This is a genomic window from Mucilaginibacter gossypiicola (assembly GCF_900110105.1).
Taxonomy (GTDB): domain Bacteria; phylum Bacteroidota; class Bacteroidia; order Sphingobacteriales; family Sphingobacteriaceae; genus Mucilaginibacter; species Mucilaginibacter gossypiicola.
The window spans coordinates 37405-55713 of record NZ_FOCL01000014.1; the positions used below are offsets into that span (position 1 = coordinate 37405).

Here is an 18309-nt window from a genome sequence, read left to right on the forward strand (position 1 = left end):
AGATAACTATAAGATACTTTTTAAGTGACTACCGATTTTGAAGTTACAAAGTATTTTGTGACAACAACATGTTTGACAGCTTCATAATAATGTGTACGTATCGAGACTTTGATATTGAAATCAAAAATTCCAATTTCTGCTGCACTCCTTTTTAAGACGGTGCTTAACTGAAATATTAACTTATTTATATGAAGCAAAAATGATGATGTATAGAAACTTTTTGCGAATAAGCCTTTCATTTTACTGATATTGAACTGTAAGCCCTCCGTTAAAGATAAATTATACAAAGATTCTACACCTTTTAATAAGGCAAATTCGCCAAAAATCGGATTGACCAATAGCCATTCTTCTAAACCAATTTTTAGGTGCGAAAATAACTTACTTGGCATTACTGAAGTGTCAAAATCTAATGTAGCGGTTAGAGGTCTAAGAGTCCTCAAATCTTGATTGTCTATTGCAATTATATGCCACCTTCCATCTTCAAATATGCTTTCGACGTTGACCAAAACGTCTCTGTATTTAAAAATGTCGGTTGGCCAACGAGATTTCATCATCTGTCGATCTTTGAACGGATCGTAACTTGAGTCATCCCGCCTCATTTGTAAAAACATTAACTCTACAATTATGCTATAAGTGTTGCGTGCTTCGTCGATGGTGTAATAACGTGGGATGCTTGCACCTCGAAAAATATCCGGCATTTCATCACGTACTATTTCAGGGTAAAATACCTTGAAATTTACTCTAATTTTAGCCGGATGTTTAAAATCAAATGTGTGATGAAAAGTACTTATTTCTCCCACTGAAATATTGGTTTCGTATTCACGAAATAGGTAATATTCATTATTTTTCCATTTTTTTTCTTTTATATCTTTTTCCCACATGTCGATGGCGCTATCAAATTGGCAAGTGGATATGTATTTAAAATAGAGTTGAATGAAATCATGAAGTGAACTTATCAAATCTTGTCTTGGCGTTCGTCACGGAAACGAATTAAGACAGATCGCTTATAGCGGATGCTTCGGCCTATCTTGATTGGTTCAAGGTTGTAACGTTTGGTGCAATCCCAAACGGCTAATGTTCCTGGTGAGAAGTCTAAAAATTTCGCCGCTTTCTTGCGGCATAGTAATTCGTCTGTTTCGTTAACTATGTCCATGCTTTCCTCTGTCATTAATGTACGAATCCCCCGTCAAGCGAGGGAGTCGGTATATAAGAGGCGCTAAACGCATAATCAACGAAAAACGGGTTTGATTAATAACGATTAAAAAACACGTGTAGAGAGTATGGTAATATGGCAACAGTTTTGAATACAGGAGTATGTTAAGTACAAAGTAGTGATTTTGTTTGCTGGATATGGCGATGATCTTGTTCAGAGAATAGCAAAAAGGTTTTGATGCCAATATTCTCTTTTGGATACTCCAACTATCCGAACTGCCGTTTTGCCAAAATAGTGGAGAAAATTATAATTGATAATTGTTATATTTGTGATATAATAGTATTAGTTAATAGATTTAAACAAGTATACTAATATCATGTTATCACTTATTTCGCCATCTAAAGCACAGCTAAAGATCGCTGAAAATGTTCGTGCCAGACGTCTTTCTATGGAATTGACCCAGGAAGGCCTTGCAGAACGTGCAGGCGTGCCATTACCTACCTTACGGAAGTTTGAGCAAAAGGGTTCGATTTCGCTGGAATCCTTTTTAAAACTGCTGATGGTTACTGGTGGCACGGAAGAGCTAATTAATGTACTGAAACCGTCAAAGCCGCTTTTCACCTCCATTGACGATGTACTTAAAGATACTGACAAGACTTCACGAAAAAGGGGGCGTAAAAAATGAGTGCTCCTATAACAGAAATAAAAGTCGGCCTGGATTTCGGTACAGGAATTCGGCCTGTGGGACGACTGGCCATACGCGACCGCGTTATTTATTTCGAGTACAATAATGATTTTATCTCTGGGGGAATGGAGATATCGCCATTCCGCTTGCCTTTGCAAAGAGGCGTGATCGAATTACCCGCCCGTCCGTTTGAAGGATTGGCCGGGGTTTTTAGCGATAGTTTGCCCGATGGCTGGGGACGATTGCTGTTTGATCGTCTGCTCAGATCGCAAGGAATTTTACCTGCCAATATCTCGCCACTGGATCGCCTCGCGCATGTTGGCTTATCGGGTATGGGGGCGTTAGTTTATGAACCGGACAACAGCCCCCAAAGCCATCAGGAACTGATCGACCTGGATCATTTGGCTGTACAAACAGAAGAAGTATTACAAGGCAGCTCGGAAGAAGTGCTGCAAGAGCTACTGGCCCTGAATGGCTCGTCTGCCGGTGCACGTCCAAAAGCACTTATTGCTGTGAGTAACGACCGTAAACAGATCACTCATGGCACAGAACAGCTTCATCAAGGCTTTGAATCTTGGCTGGTCAAATTCCCAAACACACAAGATGGACAGGATGCCGGAGCCATTGAATACGTTTATGGGCTAATGGCAAAACAAGCCGGTGTGCTAATGCCGGACATACATTTGTTCCCATCTCAAAAAGGTAACGGTTATTTTGCTGTCAAGCGCTTTGACCGAAATGGCGGACAGCGGCTGCACATGCATACGGCAAGCGGATTACTGCATAGCGATTTCAGAACCCCTTCCCTGGATTATGAAGACCTGCTCAATTTGACGGGCGCACTGACCAAAGATATTCGTGAGGTAGAAAAAATGTATCGCCTCGCCGTTTTCAATGTACTGGCCCATAACCGGGACGACCATGCCAAAAACTTCAGTTTTTTGATGGATGAAAACGGCACATGGAAATTAGCGCCCGCCTACGATCTCACCTTTTCAAGCGGCCCCAATGGGGAACAAAGCACCATGGTCATGGGCGAAGGCAGAAGTCCGAAAATCAGTCATTTGATAAAACTTGGCCAAGAAACCAAGCTATCTAAAAAACTTATCGATGAAATTATTGACCAAACGGAGAGTTCCATCGCAAGATGGAAGGATTTGGCTCAAAATTATCATGTAACAAAAACAACTATTGATTTTATTGCATCTACTATTATCGGCAGCAAGTAATTGTTGCTGTTTCTTTGAGGCAGAATTACAAACGATTTAAACGTGTGCTTGAGTATGCCGTTTAAATTTTCCGGCTTCAAGGATAGCACTTGTAGCCTTTTCAACGGACTCCCTTACCGGGTCGTTATCCAAACGTGAATACACCTGTGTAGCAGCCAGCGATTTATGATTGAGAGATTTACCGATAATAACCAGTGAAGCCCCTGTTTTTGCCTGCCAGCTTCCAAGCGTACGGCGCAGATCATGCAGTCGCAGGCTCTCTATACCTGCACTTTTTAGGATACGCGCCCACCCTTTTTTAGGCTCGACCAGGTGCCCAGTTTTACCGGAACCAGGAAACACAAATTGCGAACCGTTATTTTGGCGTGCCTCCAACACCTGCATCACTTCATCAACCAACATCACGGTTTGCGGCTCATCGTTCTTGGTGCGCGGAATGCGCCATTCCTTACGCTGAAAAGAAATTTCCGTCCATTGCATAGATAGTACGTTGTCACGGCGTGCGCCTGTTAACAGCGATATCAGCACATAGTCACGAATGATTGTGTTCGACTCGCGATGTAATGCCTCAAAAAATCGTGGTAATTCGTCTTTTTGTAGGAAACGGTCTCGGCTGCGGTTGGAAATCCTCTTTGTTCCGGCGGCAGGGTTGCCTTCGCAAAGTTCATATTGCATTCCCCAGTTAAATACAGCGGAAATCAAGTCCAGTACCCGGTTTGCGGTAGCCGCAGATTTTAAGATAGGTTTACCATCTTTATCCTTTTTTCCTTTGGCCGGTTGTCGCATAATACCGTTATAGATGGCCGCGATATCCGCCTTTTTGATCTCAGAAGGCCGCTTTTTGCCCAAAGGCTTTTCAAGGTAGCACCGATACCGGCCTTCGTCTTTTTTCCACGTCCGGCTGTTAAAGCGGGCGTATTTTTCTATGTATTTTTCGAACAGTTCCCCAAAGTTTAATTCCGCTTTATGTTTACGTTTGACCTGAGCAGGGTTGGCACCGGAGGCAATCTCCGCATTGGTCACCATTGCCATTTTACGGGCCCGCTCAATCGAAAGGTCGGGATACCGACCCAGTGTAATCCTTTCTGGTTGACCGCCCTTAATTCTCTTGAACACGCAAAATGTTTTAACACCTGTCGCGCTGATGCGGCATTGGAGGCCACTGATCTTTGTGTCGCGCAAGACCATTCGCCCATGTGGCGCTTTAGCTGCTTCAATAACTGCCTTGGTAAAGTTTACTGTTTTGCTCATTCTGTCTTCCGATCTGGTCATCCTGGGGTTACGCCGGGGTTACATTATAGGTTAAATTCAGTGCAAATCAATTAATAAACCATCAGCGTTAAAATAAAATAAAGCATTGATATATCAATAACAATCAATATTAGTTAAATAAGCATAATAATCCGAGCGGATCGCTCATAACGGTCTGGTCGACAGTTCAAATCTGTCCGGGCCCACCATTTTATCAAGCACTTATTTAGTACGATGATTTTTGAAAATAGTCTGGGGTTACGCGGGGGTTACATAAAGATACGTGGTACCAAACCGATTCAACAGACATTGATTCACGTATGCTAATAACTTAGACGGCGAAAGTTACTTTAAGACGACTTCATGAATCCGGCAAATAACTTGGTTATTCAACACCACCATTATCAACCCATTTCAGATCGGTAGAAAATTCTATATCCACATACTCCTTGAAATCTTTAGCCGACAATTTATCGAAAAGTTCCAGATATTCGACTTTAACTGTATCGTCCAAAGATGGGTTCGCTGCGATTAGTTCGCGGAGTTCTGATGGCTGATCGAACATATCCAGTACTTGCCTAACTATTGACGTTTTTGACCGGTCCCTGATATCAAAATTTATGCTGGATTTGATAAATTCTTTGGGGTCTTTACTTACAAGATAAGCTTTCATTTTCGCAACAAGTAACGGCTCAAAGCACCAGCGTTCATGATAGCCTCCACCACTGGCCGGCTCCATAAAATGTTTTCGTGCCCCCCAAAATAATAAATTGGTTTCTTTACTGAGCCCGTGACTACTTTCTGCCATTCTGGTGAAATAGGATAGCTGGTGGTTGATTAATTCGTTAAGAGGTACAACAAATCGGTCCCCTTTTTTCTTAAGATGATAGATTAGTTCATTTTCAAATAAGAAAGGAGGGATACCAGTGCTAAACAGATGCTTGATAAAATCCGGATATGATCGAGAATCATTTTTGTACAATTGGCCAGTTATCATATCATGATAATTGTAAATCTTATCGACTAAGCTCTCATAGTCAAATTTATAACAGCCTTCTTTAGCAACATATGTTCGGCCAAATGAAAAAATCCAGCGGATGACCTCCTCAAAGCGGTAACGATCTTTTGAAATGTCCTCTTGCATAAGCCTAATCATCAATTCCTTATGTAGATTGTGGTTCGCGCAATAGGCCATATAAGCTTGCATGTTACCGGATGTGCTTGCAGCTTTGAAATCTTTATCTGATAGGTCAGAATGTGAAAGCCGGTACCGAAAGTATATTTCAAAATATAGCGGATAGGATATCGAATTTTTAGCTTCAGGACGGCTATATGTTCTTCCTTTGAATAAAGTCATAAACAAACCATCAAGTAATGACACATCTTCGGGATTCAACCAGTTAAATTGCTCAATATGTGTTTTAAAAACAGATAAATCATCAGGCATTTTATCTGAAGATTTTTGTTTGATCATTCGAGGGCTATAGTATTGTTCGTGAGTAGACCTAACCGGACTCTCGTAAAGGAATAGATCAGACTGAGTGTAAATAAGATCATAGATAGATGGGAATCGAAATTTGATTAATTCAAGTATCAACAGGCATTGAAAATCCACCTCCGAGCCGATTAACTCGTAAATAATTTTAAACCCATTGACAAAGCGAACAACATCGCGCCCCTGGCGTAACACACTGCTGTAAGCTTTTTCGTAACGACTACGAAAACCATTGGGTATCATAACATTTTCAAAGACGGCGTAATGCTCACTTGAAATCATTCTTCGCAAATGTTGTTGGAGAGTTATTAGTAAATCATCTTCTTCTCGTTTCGGCAGCGGAATTTCGAGTTGGAAAATTTTATCTAAATAGTCGAGGCCTCCTGCTTCATTTTGCTTTTTTAAAGCTTCTTGAATATAGGATCTGTCATAGCCAACAAGGTAAAATACATTTGGGAAGCTACCAGTATTCCGAATTAACTTAAGTACCTCTAAGATTTCAGCAGGATAAAGACGGTCCAGATCATCTATCGTTATTACAATCTTACGATCAAGTCTACGCAACATTTTATCGATCTGTTGGAACTCACCCGAACTTTGAGCAGAACCTTGATTGCTAAAGAAATTTAACCAGTTTAACGCCGAAAGTGAGTAATCATTAAAGCTTGCCAGTTTTCTGCCATAGCTGTAGATAAGCGAGGATATCTTTCTATCAACTTCAGCGATATTGCGTGCCATTAAATCAAAAAACTCTTTTCGTAGATTTTCAGGATTGCCAGCACTCCATGGATCAAATGATATTTTCAACGCTTCTTTACTGTCTAACTCAAGGTTAATTAAATTCATAAAGGAAGTTTTACCGCTCCCGTACTCACCTAAAATGCCAATTGCAAACGACTTTTGATTGTTTGTTAGCCGGATTAAACGGGCTATCTCTACTGCAGTAGCCTTACGTTTAAAATGATCATCCTCTTCGCTGACAACCGCGTTATCTTCAATAAATCCCTGAATTGAGGGGACAGGATTTAGGATTGACGTTTTTCGTTGCAAAAAGAAACTAACAGGCAATGTTAACGATAAGGCAAAAGCCACCATATCCCAATAATTAATTATGGAAGATGAAGAAGTTCTTGTAAAAGTCCAGTAATTGTTTGTGCGTTGAAAGATGTAAAACAACACACCATAAATGACTGGCTTAATAAGGGAGTGCCAATTCTTTTCCGTAGAAATCCAGATTACGGCTCCTGCCAGGCTGGCGGTGAGTATTATGTCTGACCAAATACTTTGCTCAAAAGATGCAAATAAAGGTTTTGCAATTGTTGCATCCAGTAATTTGCTAATAGGTATTTTAAAGAAAAATAGCGTCAATGCCAAAATCAATGCACCGACAATTGGAAGGGCTGCAGGTTTGAGTTTCGAGTTCAAGTTTTAGCTAAACGGGTGTTAGGTGTCATGTAAAGGAAACAAAAAACTATCAGAAAAAAAATATTCGTTCCCAAAGCCAAAAGTTCGGCGATAAGGTTAAGGGCGTGCGGGCATAGTACTAATATGCGCTAATTCAAAGTTCGAAAAATAGAGTAATATTATAAATAATAAACGCCCCGTTCTCTCGTAGAGCGGGGCGTTAAACCTAAACCTTATCACAAAAGCAGATGGGTACATCTGCTGATAATGCAAATATCAATAATTCACCAACTGGTAGCAATATAGCCCGCTGGTTTTAATCATGGCTTTCAGATCGGCCAGTGATTGTTTTTTATCATGCTCCAGATTGACGTTGAAGATCGGGCGCGGATCGAAGCCCTGTTTTATATCATAAGGGTCTAACATGAGATAAAACCGCAACTGGTTATAACCACATTTTGACGCATCAAACCCGCTCACCCTTACAAAGACCTTGCTTAAGCTGTCTGCCGCTTCCGGCATAGCAGCAAACGATGACGGCAGCATGTTAGAAAAGATTGGCTGGTACAGCGTGCCAAATCCGTCATTTTGCGGAGAGTAAGATAATTGTCCTTTATCGCCATTGACTAACTCCGTGGTGAGTGTGTTCCCAACCTTTTTATCGCCGGATATATCATTGCCGATTTTTAGCAAACCATAAAGGCCAGTGCTAAACTCCATACGCGTGGTTTTATTCTGTTTGTCCGTTACTGTGAGAAGCGTAGAAATCACAACATCTTTTACAATATATGGATTTTCGGAAAGCGGCTTTGCAAGTTCAACGCTGCGAACTGTTACCGGGGTAGTTAACAGGCGAGCATAAAGCGCATTTTTTCTAACGGCATCGGGATAACTGCCGTCATGGTAGATATAAATCAGGTTGTATTGTGTCCAATCCTTTGCAGTGTTCAGGAATGGTGCTCCGCAAAGCACAAGATTAAGCTGATTATAGCCGGTTTTAGACTTGTCGAACCCTTTTAGCTTGATGGTTATAGAATTGGCCGTATCAAGCATTTTGCCATTATCAATACTACCACCTTGCGCAACTGGATAGTTAGCATTCGACCATCCTCCATTAAACACATGATTAACATTGTCGTAAGGGCCTACATTAGGCTCGAAGTTATTAGTATTTATAAAACTCATGTTATTGGCGTTGCCAGTCTTTACCACAATATGATTACCGCCACCAATAAACTCGGCAGCAGTAATTTTTTCATTGGCATCTGTGGCCATTCTGATTGTGCTAATGCCGACCGTTTTCACCACATAATTCTTATATGTCGTTGTATTGCCGATAGTCACCCCTTTATTGGGATCGGTTTCCGTACCACCGCCACCACCGCCGGTGCTGCCGCCATTATCAGGCGCAGGCGTACTGCTTTTACCACAGCTAAACAGGCAGAAAGCTGCCACAATTGAAAAGAATAATAATTTAGGTTTCATAGAATATAGTGTTATTGGTTTGTAGCGGCTTTAAGCTTTTTCAGTTGCAGGTAATCAAAAACCGCCCATACAAGAACAAACAAGCCAAACCACTCATTAAAGCTTCCCCAACCATCACGGTTAAACATGGTGAGTTGTTGAAACGGGTTGAAGATAAGAGCGCATAAAGCAGCCACGGCAGCATCTGCTTTTTTGAGATTGCGCCAATAGATCAACGCAATCCATACAAATCCGGTGCAGCTTAAAAAGCGCAGCAACTGGTAAAAATCGATGTCTGTTGAACTGTATTTTGGGAACAAAAAAGTTGATAATAGCAGCCCGGCTACTATCGCTTTGATAATAGCAATTCGTTGTAGTGTTTTATGATCCATATTAAAAAGTTGTTTTATTGTCGAGAATGAGGACAAACACGCCCTGGGAATTAATAATGCCTTTTGTTATTTTCATGGTACTTTTATCTGTCACCGAGGCGATAGCATAATGGCTAAAACTGTCAGGCTTCACTTCATTAAAGGCCGGAGGAAATAGTGTTTGGCCTTTATAGTTAATTAGGCCTGTTTGGTTAGGGCGCGGAAAATGGGTGCGATCAATTAAAAAGCCCTGCTCGTCATACGACATCATTCTTACACCTTTAGCGTCGCCCCCTAACGATTTATCCTGCACGATTTCATTTATCGTATGAATTTGGCCTTTATGATCAAGCAGCATTGTTTCGCCGTTTACTTGCTTACAGCAGGCATAACCATTCATGAAATAGCCAACAGTGGTAAAACGGTTTGCCGCATCGCGAATACCGGTTGTATTGAGGCTGCCGCCCCCGTCGCAGGGATAGTACCTAATTCCATTTGGTTTGCCGTCTCCCACTTTGAGAGCAAGGTTGCCTGTTTTATCAATATAAGCGTAGTTAAAATCAGCCTGTTCGATAGGCACCACTAATGCTAATCCCTCGTGAAAATCCCCCGGTTCAATGCTATATTGAAACGGGATAACCAGTTTACCTTGCTCATTGATAAAGCCCCACTGTTCTTTACCGAACTGGTCTGTTTTTTTAACAGCGGCCAGCCCATCGTGGAAATCTGAAACGCCATCATATTCAAACGGGATAAGCATTTTACCACTTGCATCGACAAAGCCGAATTTCTTAATTCGATCAACCCGCATCGCATTCCGGCGTACCTCTATTTCTTTTGATGATTTTATGAACCGGGAGATTTCAAAAGACCTGTAAAGGGCGTTCCCGTAAAAGGTCGTATCAAAACCATTAGGCAAAGCCGGGAAACGTTGTTGCAGCTTTATTGAAACTGGCTTGTTATCGGCATTTTTCCCCGTAACGGCTGTATTACGATCACTGAAAGCAAGATTTTTCCAGTAAGGGATAACGGTTTCATCTTTTACATTTATAAGGGAACTTTGATTTATAACGGTATTATATATCCGGAATAATACAAAGTTATTTCCAGCAACCGAGATAACATTATCACCATCTCCCCAGTCAATCAAAAATTTTCCCGTTACATCAATCAATGCAGATGCAGTACCGCGATAAATAACGGCAACCCCATTAGTCAAATCCTTAATGTCATCGCCTTTCACTTTGACAGCATCGGGGGCGATATCGCCAGGCTTAAGCCCATTGTAATGTTTTTCGGGGACGTTAACGATAATTTCAGAGGCCAGACCGGTTGGTTTAGTAGTGTCAGCTGGCTTGGTTATTTGTTTTTTTTGTTGGCCGTTTGTGTTGCAGCCAAATGCGAGAATGGCAGAGGTTAGGAGTAAAATGTGTTTCATATACCGTATTTGATAGCTAATCAAAAATAGGTAATTAGAATGATTTTTAGGCCAATTGGCCTAAAAGATATTTTTAAGATGGAGTGACTTTTGTTTATGCCATCATTAGACGAACAAGACGGAGTAATTGCTTTTGGTAAAAATGTTCGACGTATAAGGAAAGAGAAAAACCTGACGATGGAAGAATTGGCTAATATTGCCGAAATTGAAATATCACAAATCTATCGGATTGAGAATGCGAAACGCAATATCCGCCTTTCGACTGTTTTTACGATTGCGAAGGCTTTAGGGGTTGATCCACATGTGCTATTTATGAATACCCCATACTGATTCAGCTTGGTATCTTTATTTTTTTATGGTTAATATATAATGATATTGAAATATTCAAATTGTTATATTTACCGTTGAAAGCGTGCTAAGCTCTCAATTGATTCCAATAAAAAGCCTTACCTGTCATGAGAATAAAAACAGTCTCAATTTACAACTATAGAATGCTTTACCGAGTGCCGGTAGATATTGAAGATGATATTACGTTAATAGTTGGGAAAAATAATAGCGGAAAAACCTCGTTCTTCGAAATCATAAGAATGATGGTATCAGAAGAGTCACGGCTAAGTTTCGAAGATTTTTCTCAAAAGTGCTATAAGGAGTTTAAAGAAGCCGATAAGCTATACGGTGAATATTTGCTTGCTGACGATGAAGCGAAGGAGTTACTGCTTAAAAAGTTGCAGGATCATAATCCCAAAATTGAACTTCAATTACATATAACTTATGATAAAGAAAAAGACTCTTTAAAAGAGCTAAGTGAATTTATAACAGATTTGGATCCCGCAAGAAACGATGCTTGTATCTGTATTAGTTATGAATGCACCAATACGCTAAGTTTATTTAAGGCATTTCGCGCTCGACCAGATTCCACGGTATCATTGCTGAAATATCTAAAGGAAAATATTCAAGTATTTTATCGCACCAATTGTTATGCTCTTGACGCCCCTTCAGGTAAAAGGAAAATGTTAGAAGGTGCTTTCAAGAATAAAATCTTGAAGGTAGTTTCATTTGAAGAAATCAAAGCTTTGCGAATACTGGACGATAAAAAGGGTGACCGCAATAATACCTTGGCTTTAGGATTTTCCAAATATTATAAAGAAAGAGATAAATCGACGGAGGAAGTGGAACGCTTAGAAGGAGCCTTAAAGGATATAGGCAAGGATTTAAAAGAAAAATATCGAGTTATCTTGGCCAATATCTTAAAAGATTTAAAAACATTTGGCGCAGATACACCGATAATAATTCCCGATATTATTATTGACTCAGTATTTGATTCTGAGGCTGTGATGAAAAACAACATTCGGTATTTCTATAAACAAGATGAGATTGATCTTCCAGAAAGCTATAACGGATTGGGATACAGCAATCTTATTTATATGATTTTGGAACTTGCCAGTTTTATAGAGAAACATAAAAACGCCAAGGACGAGAAGATATCCGAGTTTCTTGTTATCATGATAGAAGAACCGGAGGCGCATATGCATCCGCAGATGCAACAAGTCTTTATCCGACAGATTAACGATTTACTGAAGAATGCGAAAAGTCACGGAATTACAATCCAATTGATCATTACATCACATTCGTCCCACATTATTTCGGAGGCTGGCATAGACCTAAAAAAGGGGTTTAATAGAATTAGATATTTCATAAAAGGTCAAGGTGAAGTTATACCGAAAGACTTCAATCATTTGCAAATTGATAACGAAAAGGCAACCTTCCGATTCTTGAAACAGTATTTAAACTTGCACAAATCAGACCTGTTTTTTGCGGATAAAGTGATAATGGTTGAAGGAGTAACAGAGAGATTGCTTATGCCTCAAATGATCGCAAAAGTAGCCCCTTCTTTACAACGCGAATACATCACTGTATTGGAGGTTGGCGGGGCTTATACTCACAAATTCGAAGAGATACTTGCATTCATTGACATCAAAACTTTGATAGTTACTGATCTTGATTCGAAAGATGCGGAAACAAACATTGCCTGTGCTGTAGATATCAATAATAAAACGTTGGTTACATCTAATGAAACACTAATTTCTTGGCTACCCAAAAAATCGATCATTGTTGAAATATTAGCGAGTACTGAAGATGAAAAAATATTTCAAGAAAAAGTTCGAGTTGCTTTTCAGATAAATGAGATTAACGCAGAGTATTATTCGCGAAGTTTTGAAGAAGCATTTATTGAATGCAATAAAAAACTTTTGTTAAGTTCAAAAATGGTTGAAGTAAACGGAGTTGAAACAGAAAAGAAAGTAAAAAATTATTTCTCTCTTTTAAGAGGCTGGAAAACAGAAGATTTAACTAATGCAATAAGTTATGAACTTGCTCCTACCACTTCAAAGGCGAAAACTAACTTCGCTTTTGATGTAATGTCTTTCGACGAAGAGATTTTCGGAAGTTGGCAAGTGCCGCAGTATATTAAAGAAGGCTTAGAATGGCTTTCAGGTATTTGCGTTGTAAATTATAAGATTTCCGTAGAATGAGTGCATTTGAAAAAATAGTAGAGCTAATTGGCACGAGGCAAAGCTTTGTATTAGAAGCTGGTGCTGGTTCAGGGAAAACTTTTACGCTTATTCAAACTTTGAATCATGTTCTAACGGCTTATAGTTCAAGTCTTCGGTATAATAATCAACTTATTGCCTGTATAACTTATACTAATGTAGCAAAAAATGAGATTTTAGATCGGCTTGAAAATAATCCAAATGTCTCTGTACTGACTATACACGAGTTTTTGTGGGCTAATATTAAAAATTTTCAAAAACAGCTTCTGATTGCTCTGGATGAACTCAACACAAATATGCACGCGAGTAAACCGGACAAATTTGTCCCCGATTTACTAACACGAGGAATTGTTCAAGAAGTAACATATGATGATTCAGGCTTTCGAGATTTCGAAAATGGATCGTTGCACCACGATGATGTAATCACGCTTGCCGCTGCCTTATTTAAAAAATACGAAGTCTTAAAAAAAATCATAGTATCAAAGTATCCGTACATTTTTATTGACGAATACCAGGATACAGCGATTGATACTGTTGATGCTTTAGTTAATGGCCTCTTGCATAATAACTCTGAAAATCTGCTGTTAGGTTTTTTCGGAGACTCATATCAAACAATCTACGAAGGAGTTGGATCTTTAGATAGCTATGTGAACGCTGGCAAACTTCAATTGGTTAATAAGGAAGAAAATTATCGATCGTCTGTTCAAGTTGTGAGCGTTTTAAATAAAATAAGAAGCAATATCACGCAAATCGTGCCAGATAATCGAAAACACATTAACGGATCTGTTTCCTTTATTAATTGCGATAATTATCCGGCACGAGGACGAATGAGAATTACGGAATATGAACAATCACTCGTTCCGCAAAAAAACGCAAACTATAATAGGGTTATAGCTCATCTTATTAATCAAGGGTGGAGCTTTGGCGAAAAAAGCCCGGATAAAATTTTGATCATTGCCAATCGACGAGTGGCAGAGAGAAGCCACTTCGGAAATTTATACAATCTTGCTGCTACACGTTATGGGGAGCGTGCTAATGAGGTCTTAATGAAAAGGGAGCATCCTTTAGTGCGCTTTTTCCTCGGCAGCGTAGACAAAAAGACGTCAAAAGAACGAAAGAGTGGAATTGAGCATTTGATAAAGTTTTGGCAGGAACAATCTTACAACGATGTAATTTCGTTTCTCAATTCCTATGGAGTATTAAGCCCAAACGACACAAATCCGTCTTCATTTGTTTTACGAAAGCATTCAGACAAGATTTTTTTAAATGAAAAGATGGAACAGCTTTTAAGAATTCGTGAATCTGCCACCGTAAAGGAAATATTCGATTTCATAATTGCAAATAATATTCTCAAAAAATCTGAAAGTTTAGAAAATTATCTAAAAAAAATTGCCAACCCAGTGGATGAATTTTTAAGTGAAGAAGATCGTGATCGACAAATCCGAGATATCACATTTTTCAATGGTGTAATGCAGCTATCTTACGAAGAAGTGGCTTCCCTATTTAAGCATACCCAAAATCAGACTGTTTTTTCTACAAAACATGGGACCAAAGGAGATGAATTTCGAAATGTCTTAGTAGTTATCGATGACACCAGCTGGAAGCAAAAATATAATTTCGAAAAATTCGTAACGAATAGTGACACTGATGAAAGTAGGTTGCTAAGGACAAAAAATCTATTTTATGTATCCTGCTCGCGTGCAAAAGAAAATTTAGTGGTTTTGGCGCTTTCAAAATTTGAAGACGAGGCTATGGCTGTTATTAACAGTTGGTTCGAAGTTAACAATGTGCGATCAGTCGCCGATATATAATTCAAAATTATAAAGTCCATTGGTGAACATTTAAAATGTTTCACCAATGTTTCACCCGAAATTTTAAGCAACAAAAAAGCGATTAGTGTCTTTCACCTAATCGCCTCATTTTCAAGTACTCAGAGCGGGAATCGAACCCGCACTCCGTTTACGGGAACAGGATTTTAAGTCCTGCGTGTCTACCAGTTCCACCATCTGAGCAGGCGTCTAACCTTTTAAAAATAAAACCCTTCTTTCAATCAGAAGGGCTTTGAGCGAAAGACGAGATTCGAACTCGCGACCCCGACCTTGGCAAGGTCGTGCTCTACCAACTGAGCTACTTTCGCGTTGGTGTTTTCCTCGCTTCGAGTTTGCTTTCGTTAACCGTTTGCTTATCTCGTTTGCGGGAGTGCAAATATAGGCAGAATTGAATACTCTGCAAGAGAAATTTTAACTTTTTTTAAAATAGTTTATAACTCGCTGTTTTTCAAAATGTCTGATATCAACTCAGCTTCAAATCCCCGGCCTATGGCATACTGCTGTAACTTATAGCGACGCTTAAGCTGGTTCTTTTCGGTTAGGGTAGCGGCTTTTTTTTGCAATAAATGGGTTAATGCGGCAAGGTAATCGTCAAGATCAATGTTGAGGAGCGCCTTTTTGATCAGCACATCAGGCACTCGTTTAAGCTTAAGACCCTGTTTAATTTTAATACGCCCCCATGCTTTTTGGTTGAATTTGCTTCTGGCATAGATGCGCGCAAATCGCTCCTCGTTAAGGAAATTACCTTCAATTAACTCACTTATAATGTGCTCAACAGCATCAGGCCATAGTCCCCACTCGTAAAGTTTGTCGCGTACTTCCTGTTGGGCACGTTCCTGGTAGGCGCAAAAATGTTCGGCTTTGGCACGGGCAACTTTCTCGTCGGTAATTTTAATTGGTTTGGGCTGATCCATTTAAAAGCCAAAATTCGTTAAAAATTATTCTATTTGTTTTAATATCTCCAAATTAGCAGCATGCCCAATAATTCATACGCTATATCCGCTATAAAAAAGATCATCAAAGCTGATGGCAATATTGTTGAAGAATATACCATAAGCGCACTTTTTACCGATAGCCGCCGGATCAGCAACCCGGCCGAGGGCTTGTTTTTTGCGCTTAGCGGAAGGCGCAACGGCCACGAATTTGTTGCCGAAGCTTATGCCGGTGGTGTCCGCAATTTTGTGGTGGAGCATGGTCCTGAGTTTAACCTGCCCGGCGCTAACTTTTTAATAGTGCCCGATCCGCTTGCCGCTTTGCAAGCCCTGGCAGCTTATCACCGTAACCGTTTCAAGTTGCAGGTAATTGGTATTACCGGTAGTAACGGTAAAACCATTGTTAAAGAATGGCTGTACCAATTGCTTTCGGCCGATAAAAACATTGTACGGAACCCTAAAAGTTATAACTCACAAATAGGTGTGCCTTTATCTGTATGGCAAATTAATGATAGGAACGACCTTGGTATTTTTGAAGCTGGCATCTCCACCGTAAATGAGATGAATAGACTGGAAGCCATTATCAAACCCGAAATAGGAGTGCTTACCCATATGGGGCCTGCGCATGATGAAGGGTTTGAATCGCCAAGACAAAAGCTTTTGGAAAAATTAGGATTGTTCAAAAACAGCAGGCTACTGATCCATAATTACGATCAGCTGATAGGCTATGAAAAAGATATCGCGGCAAAAGAAACTTTTACCTGGAGCCGCAAATTCCGCGAAGCTGATCTGTATGTTTTCAGTGAGACAGTGATCTCCAAAAATTATTACTTCCGTGCCCGTTATCAAGCTAAAGAGATAGAATGCCTTGTTCCTTTTACCGATCAGGCTTCGGTAGAAAATGCCATTACCTGCTGGGCTACTATGCTGGCTTTAGGCTATAGCGCAGTGGAGGCCGATAAGCGTATTGAGCGCCTGGCCCCTGTAAGTATGCGGCTGGAGTTGAAAAACGGGGTAAACAACTGCTCGGTTATTGATGACTCATACAATTCAGATCTGCAATCGCTTGAAATAGCGCTTAACTTTTTATCGCAGCAAAATCAGCATCAAAAAAAGACGCTCATCCTTTCAGATATTTACCAATCGGGTTTGCAGCAGGATGTGCTGTACAAACAGGTGGCCGATTTGATCAGGACTAAAAAGATAGACAAGTTTATTGGCGTTGGTGAAGCCTTGCTTAGCCATCAGTCGTATTTTGATGTGGCCGAACAGCATTTTTATGCTGATACTACTACGTTGTTGCAGCAGCTAAAGGCACTTAATTTTAAAGATGAAACCATCCTGATAAAAGGTTCGAGAAGCTTTGAGTTTGAGCAGATAAGCCGTGCATTGTCTCAAAAGGCACATGAAACGGTTATGGAAATCAATCTGAATTCTTTGCTGAATAACCTTAATTTCTATAAGTCAAAACTTAAACCTGGCGTAAAAGTAATGGCCATGGTTAAGGCATTTAGCTATGGCAGCGGTACGTTTGAAGTGGCCAATATGCTGCAATACAACAAGGTTGATTACCTGGCGGTGGCTTATATTGATGAAGGGGTGGCATTACGGCAAGCCGGCATCATCCTCCCCATCAAAGTGCTTAACCCCGAAGCTTCGGCGTTTGATAAGCTCACCGAATACAAGCTTGAGCCGGTAATCTACAGTTTTGGTTTGCTGGATGACTTTGTAGGCTATGCGTCGGCGCAAGGGATTGCCGGCTACCCGGTACACCTTAAGATTGATACGGGTATGCACCGCCTCGGTTTTGAAAACTACGAAATCGAAACCCTGTGTGATATGCTGGAAGCTAACCGTTATGTGCGCGTGCAATCAGTATTTTCACATTTAGCAGCAAGCGAAGCCCCCGAGCATGACGAGTTTACCAAAAAACAGATCAAGCGTTTTGAAAAAGCCTTTAAAGAGATAGAACGTACGCTGGGTTATAAGGTGATCAAGCACATTTGCAACACAGCGGGTATCATTCGCTGGCCTTCCGCACATTATGATATGGTTCGGTTAGGGATAGGCTTGTATGGAATTGATTCATCTGTGCCGGCTTCAGAGGCGGGCTTGCAGCCTATTGCCAGCTTAAAAACCAGTGTTGCCCAGGTTAAAAAGATAGGGGCGGGGGATACCATAAGTTACGGCCGTAGCGGTAGCCTTTTGAAAGACGGTAAAATAGCCACCATCCGTATAGGTTATGCTGATGGTTACCTGCGTGCTTTTGGTAAAGGGGTTGGCAAAATGCTGGTGAAAGGTGCCCTGGTGCCTACAGTGGGCAACATTACCATGGATATGTGCATGCTTGATGTAAGTGGGTTGGATGTGCGGGAAGGCGACGAGGTAATTATATTTGACGAGCACCAACGCATTGAAGAATTGGCAAAGCAGATAGGCACCATTCCCTACGAAATATTAACCAATATTTCGCAAAGGGTAAAAAGAGTGTACTTTTACGAGTAGGATT

Annotated in this window: 13 protein-coding genes and 2 tRNA genes; 6 read left to right on the plus strand and 9 right to left on the minus strand. The window is 40.3% G+C overall.

Translation table 11 applies throughout. From position 1 onward, the window contains the following. Positions 1-20: 20 nt before the first annotated feature. On the minus strand, positions 21-881 hold the full coding sequence (locus tag BMX50_RS29255) for a hypothetical protein (RefSeq protein WP_091219442.1): 861 nt from the start codon (positions 879-881) through the stop codon (positions 21-23). A 648-nt stretch (positions 882-1529) separates the two neighbouring features. Between BMX50_RS29255 and BMX50_RS29265 the strand changes: the two genes are divergently transcribed. Together BMX50_RS29265 and BMX50_RS29270 are read left to right on the plus strand one after the other, a co-directional pair. After that, positions 1530-1838 (plus strand): helix-turn-helix domain-containing protein, encoded by a 309-nt coding sequence (locus BMX50_RS29265; RefSeq protein WP_091219451.1) that lies wholly within the window; start codon positions 1530-1532, stop codon positions 1836-1838. Then, positions 1835-3067, plus strand: a complete 1233-nt coding sequence (locus BMX50_RS29270; RefSeq protein WP_091219454.1) for a type II toxin-antitoxin system HipA family toxin — start codon at positions 1835-1837, stop codon at positions 3065-3067. Before BMX50_RS29265 ends, BMX50_RS29270 begins: the two co-directional genes overlap by 4 nt. 36 nt (positions 3068-3103) lie before the next feature. Here the strand turns inward: BMX50_RS29270 and BMX50_RS29275 are convergent, their stop codons facing one another. The 5 genes from BMX50_RS29275 to BMX50_RS29295 form a co-directional block, all read right to left on the minus strand. Next, positions 3104-4318, minus strand: coding sequence for a tyrosine-type recombinase/integrase (locus BMX50_RS29275; RefSeq protein ID WP_091219847.1), 1215 nt, complete (start codon positions 4316-4318; stop codon positions 3104-3106). A gap of 385 nt (positions 4319-4703) precedes the next feature. Continuing rightward, a complete protein-coding gene (locus BMX50_RS29280; RefSeq protein WP_091219458.1) occupies positions 4704-7238 on the minus strand; it encodes a KAP family P-loop NTPase fold protein in 2535 nt (844 codons plus the stop codon). Positions 7239-7493: 255 nt separating this feature from the next. Then, positions 7494-8702 carry a hypothetical protein gene (locus BMX50_RS29285; RefSeq protein WP_091219463.1) on the minus strand — a complete coding sequence of 403 codons (1209 nt, stop codon included), beginning with the start codon at positions 8700-8702 and terminating at the stop codon, positions 7494-7496. A gap of 11 nt (positions 8703-8713) precedes the next feature. Continuing rightward, positions 8714-9073 (minus strand): DUF6804 family protein, encoded by a 360-nt coding sequence (locus tag BMX50_RS29290; protein WP_091219466.1) that lies wholly within the window; start codon positions 9071-9073, stop codon positions 8714-8716. Position 9074: 1 nt separating this feature from the next. Beyond that, a complete protein-coding gene (locus BMX50_RS29295) occupies positions 9075-10490 on the minus strand; it encodes a WG repeat-containing protein (protein WP_091219469.1) in 1416 nt (471 codons plus the stop codon). 96 nt (positions 10491-10586) lie between these two features. Here BMX50_RS29295 and BMX50_RS29300 point away from each other — a divergent pair, with 96 nt between their 5' ends. From BMX50_RS29300 to BMX50_RS29310, 3 genes are all read left to right on the plus strand, one after another. Further along, positions 10587-10820 (plus strand): helix-turn-helix domain-containing protein, encoded by a 234-nt coding sequence (locus BMX50_RS29300; RefSeq protein WP_091219474.1) that lies wholly within the window; start codon positions 10587-10589, stop codon positions 10818-10820. Positions 10821-10945: 125 nt separating this feature from the next. Next, the gene (locus BMX50_RS29305) at positions 10946-13021 is read left to right on the plus strand and encodes an ATP-dependent nuclease (RefSeq protein ID WP_091219477.1); all 2076 of its coding nucleotides are present in this window, start codon (positions 10946-10948) and stop codon (positions 13019-13021) included. Further along, positions 13018-14850 carry a UvrD-helicase domain-containing protein gene (locus BMX50_RS29310; protein WP_091219482.1) on the plus strand — a complete coding sequence of 611 codons (1833 nt, stop codon included), beginning with the start codon at positions 13018-13020 and terminating at the stop codon, positions 14848-14850. Before BMX50_RS29305 ends, BMX50_RS29310 begins: the two co-directional genes overlap by 4 nt. Before the next feature lie 116 nt (positions 14851-14966). Here the strand turns inward: BMX50_RS29310 and BMX50_RS29315 are convergent. The 3 genes from BMX50_RS29315 to BMX50_RS29325 form a co-directional block, all read right to left on the minus strand. Further along, a tRNA-Leu gene (locus BMX50_RS29315) sits at positions 14967-15051 on the minus strand. A 52-nt stretch (positions 15052-15103) separates the two neighbouring features. Continuing rightward, positions 15104-15176, minus strand: a tRNA-Gly gene (locus tag BMX50_RS29320). Positions 15177-15299: 123 nt separating this feature from the next. Continuing rightward, a complete protein-coding gene (locus BMX50_RS29325) occupies positions 15300-15782 on the minus strand; it encodes a regulatory protein RecX (RefSeq protein ID WP_091219485.1) in 483 nt (160 codons plus the stop codon). A 60-nt stretch (positions 15783-15842) separates the two neighbouring features. Here BMX50_RS29325 and BMX50_RS29330 point away from each other — a divergent pair, with 60 nt between their 5' ends. Continuing rightward, positions 15843-18305 (plus strand): bifunctional UDP-N-acetylmuramoyl-tripeptide:D-alanyl-D-alanine ligase/alanine racemase, encoded by a 2463-nt coding sequence (locus BMX50_RS29330; RefSeq protein ID WP_091219488.1) that lies wholly within the window; start codon positions 15843-15845, stop codon positions 18303-18305. The last annotated feature ends 4 nt before the right edge of the window (positions 18306-18309 follow it).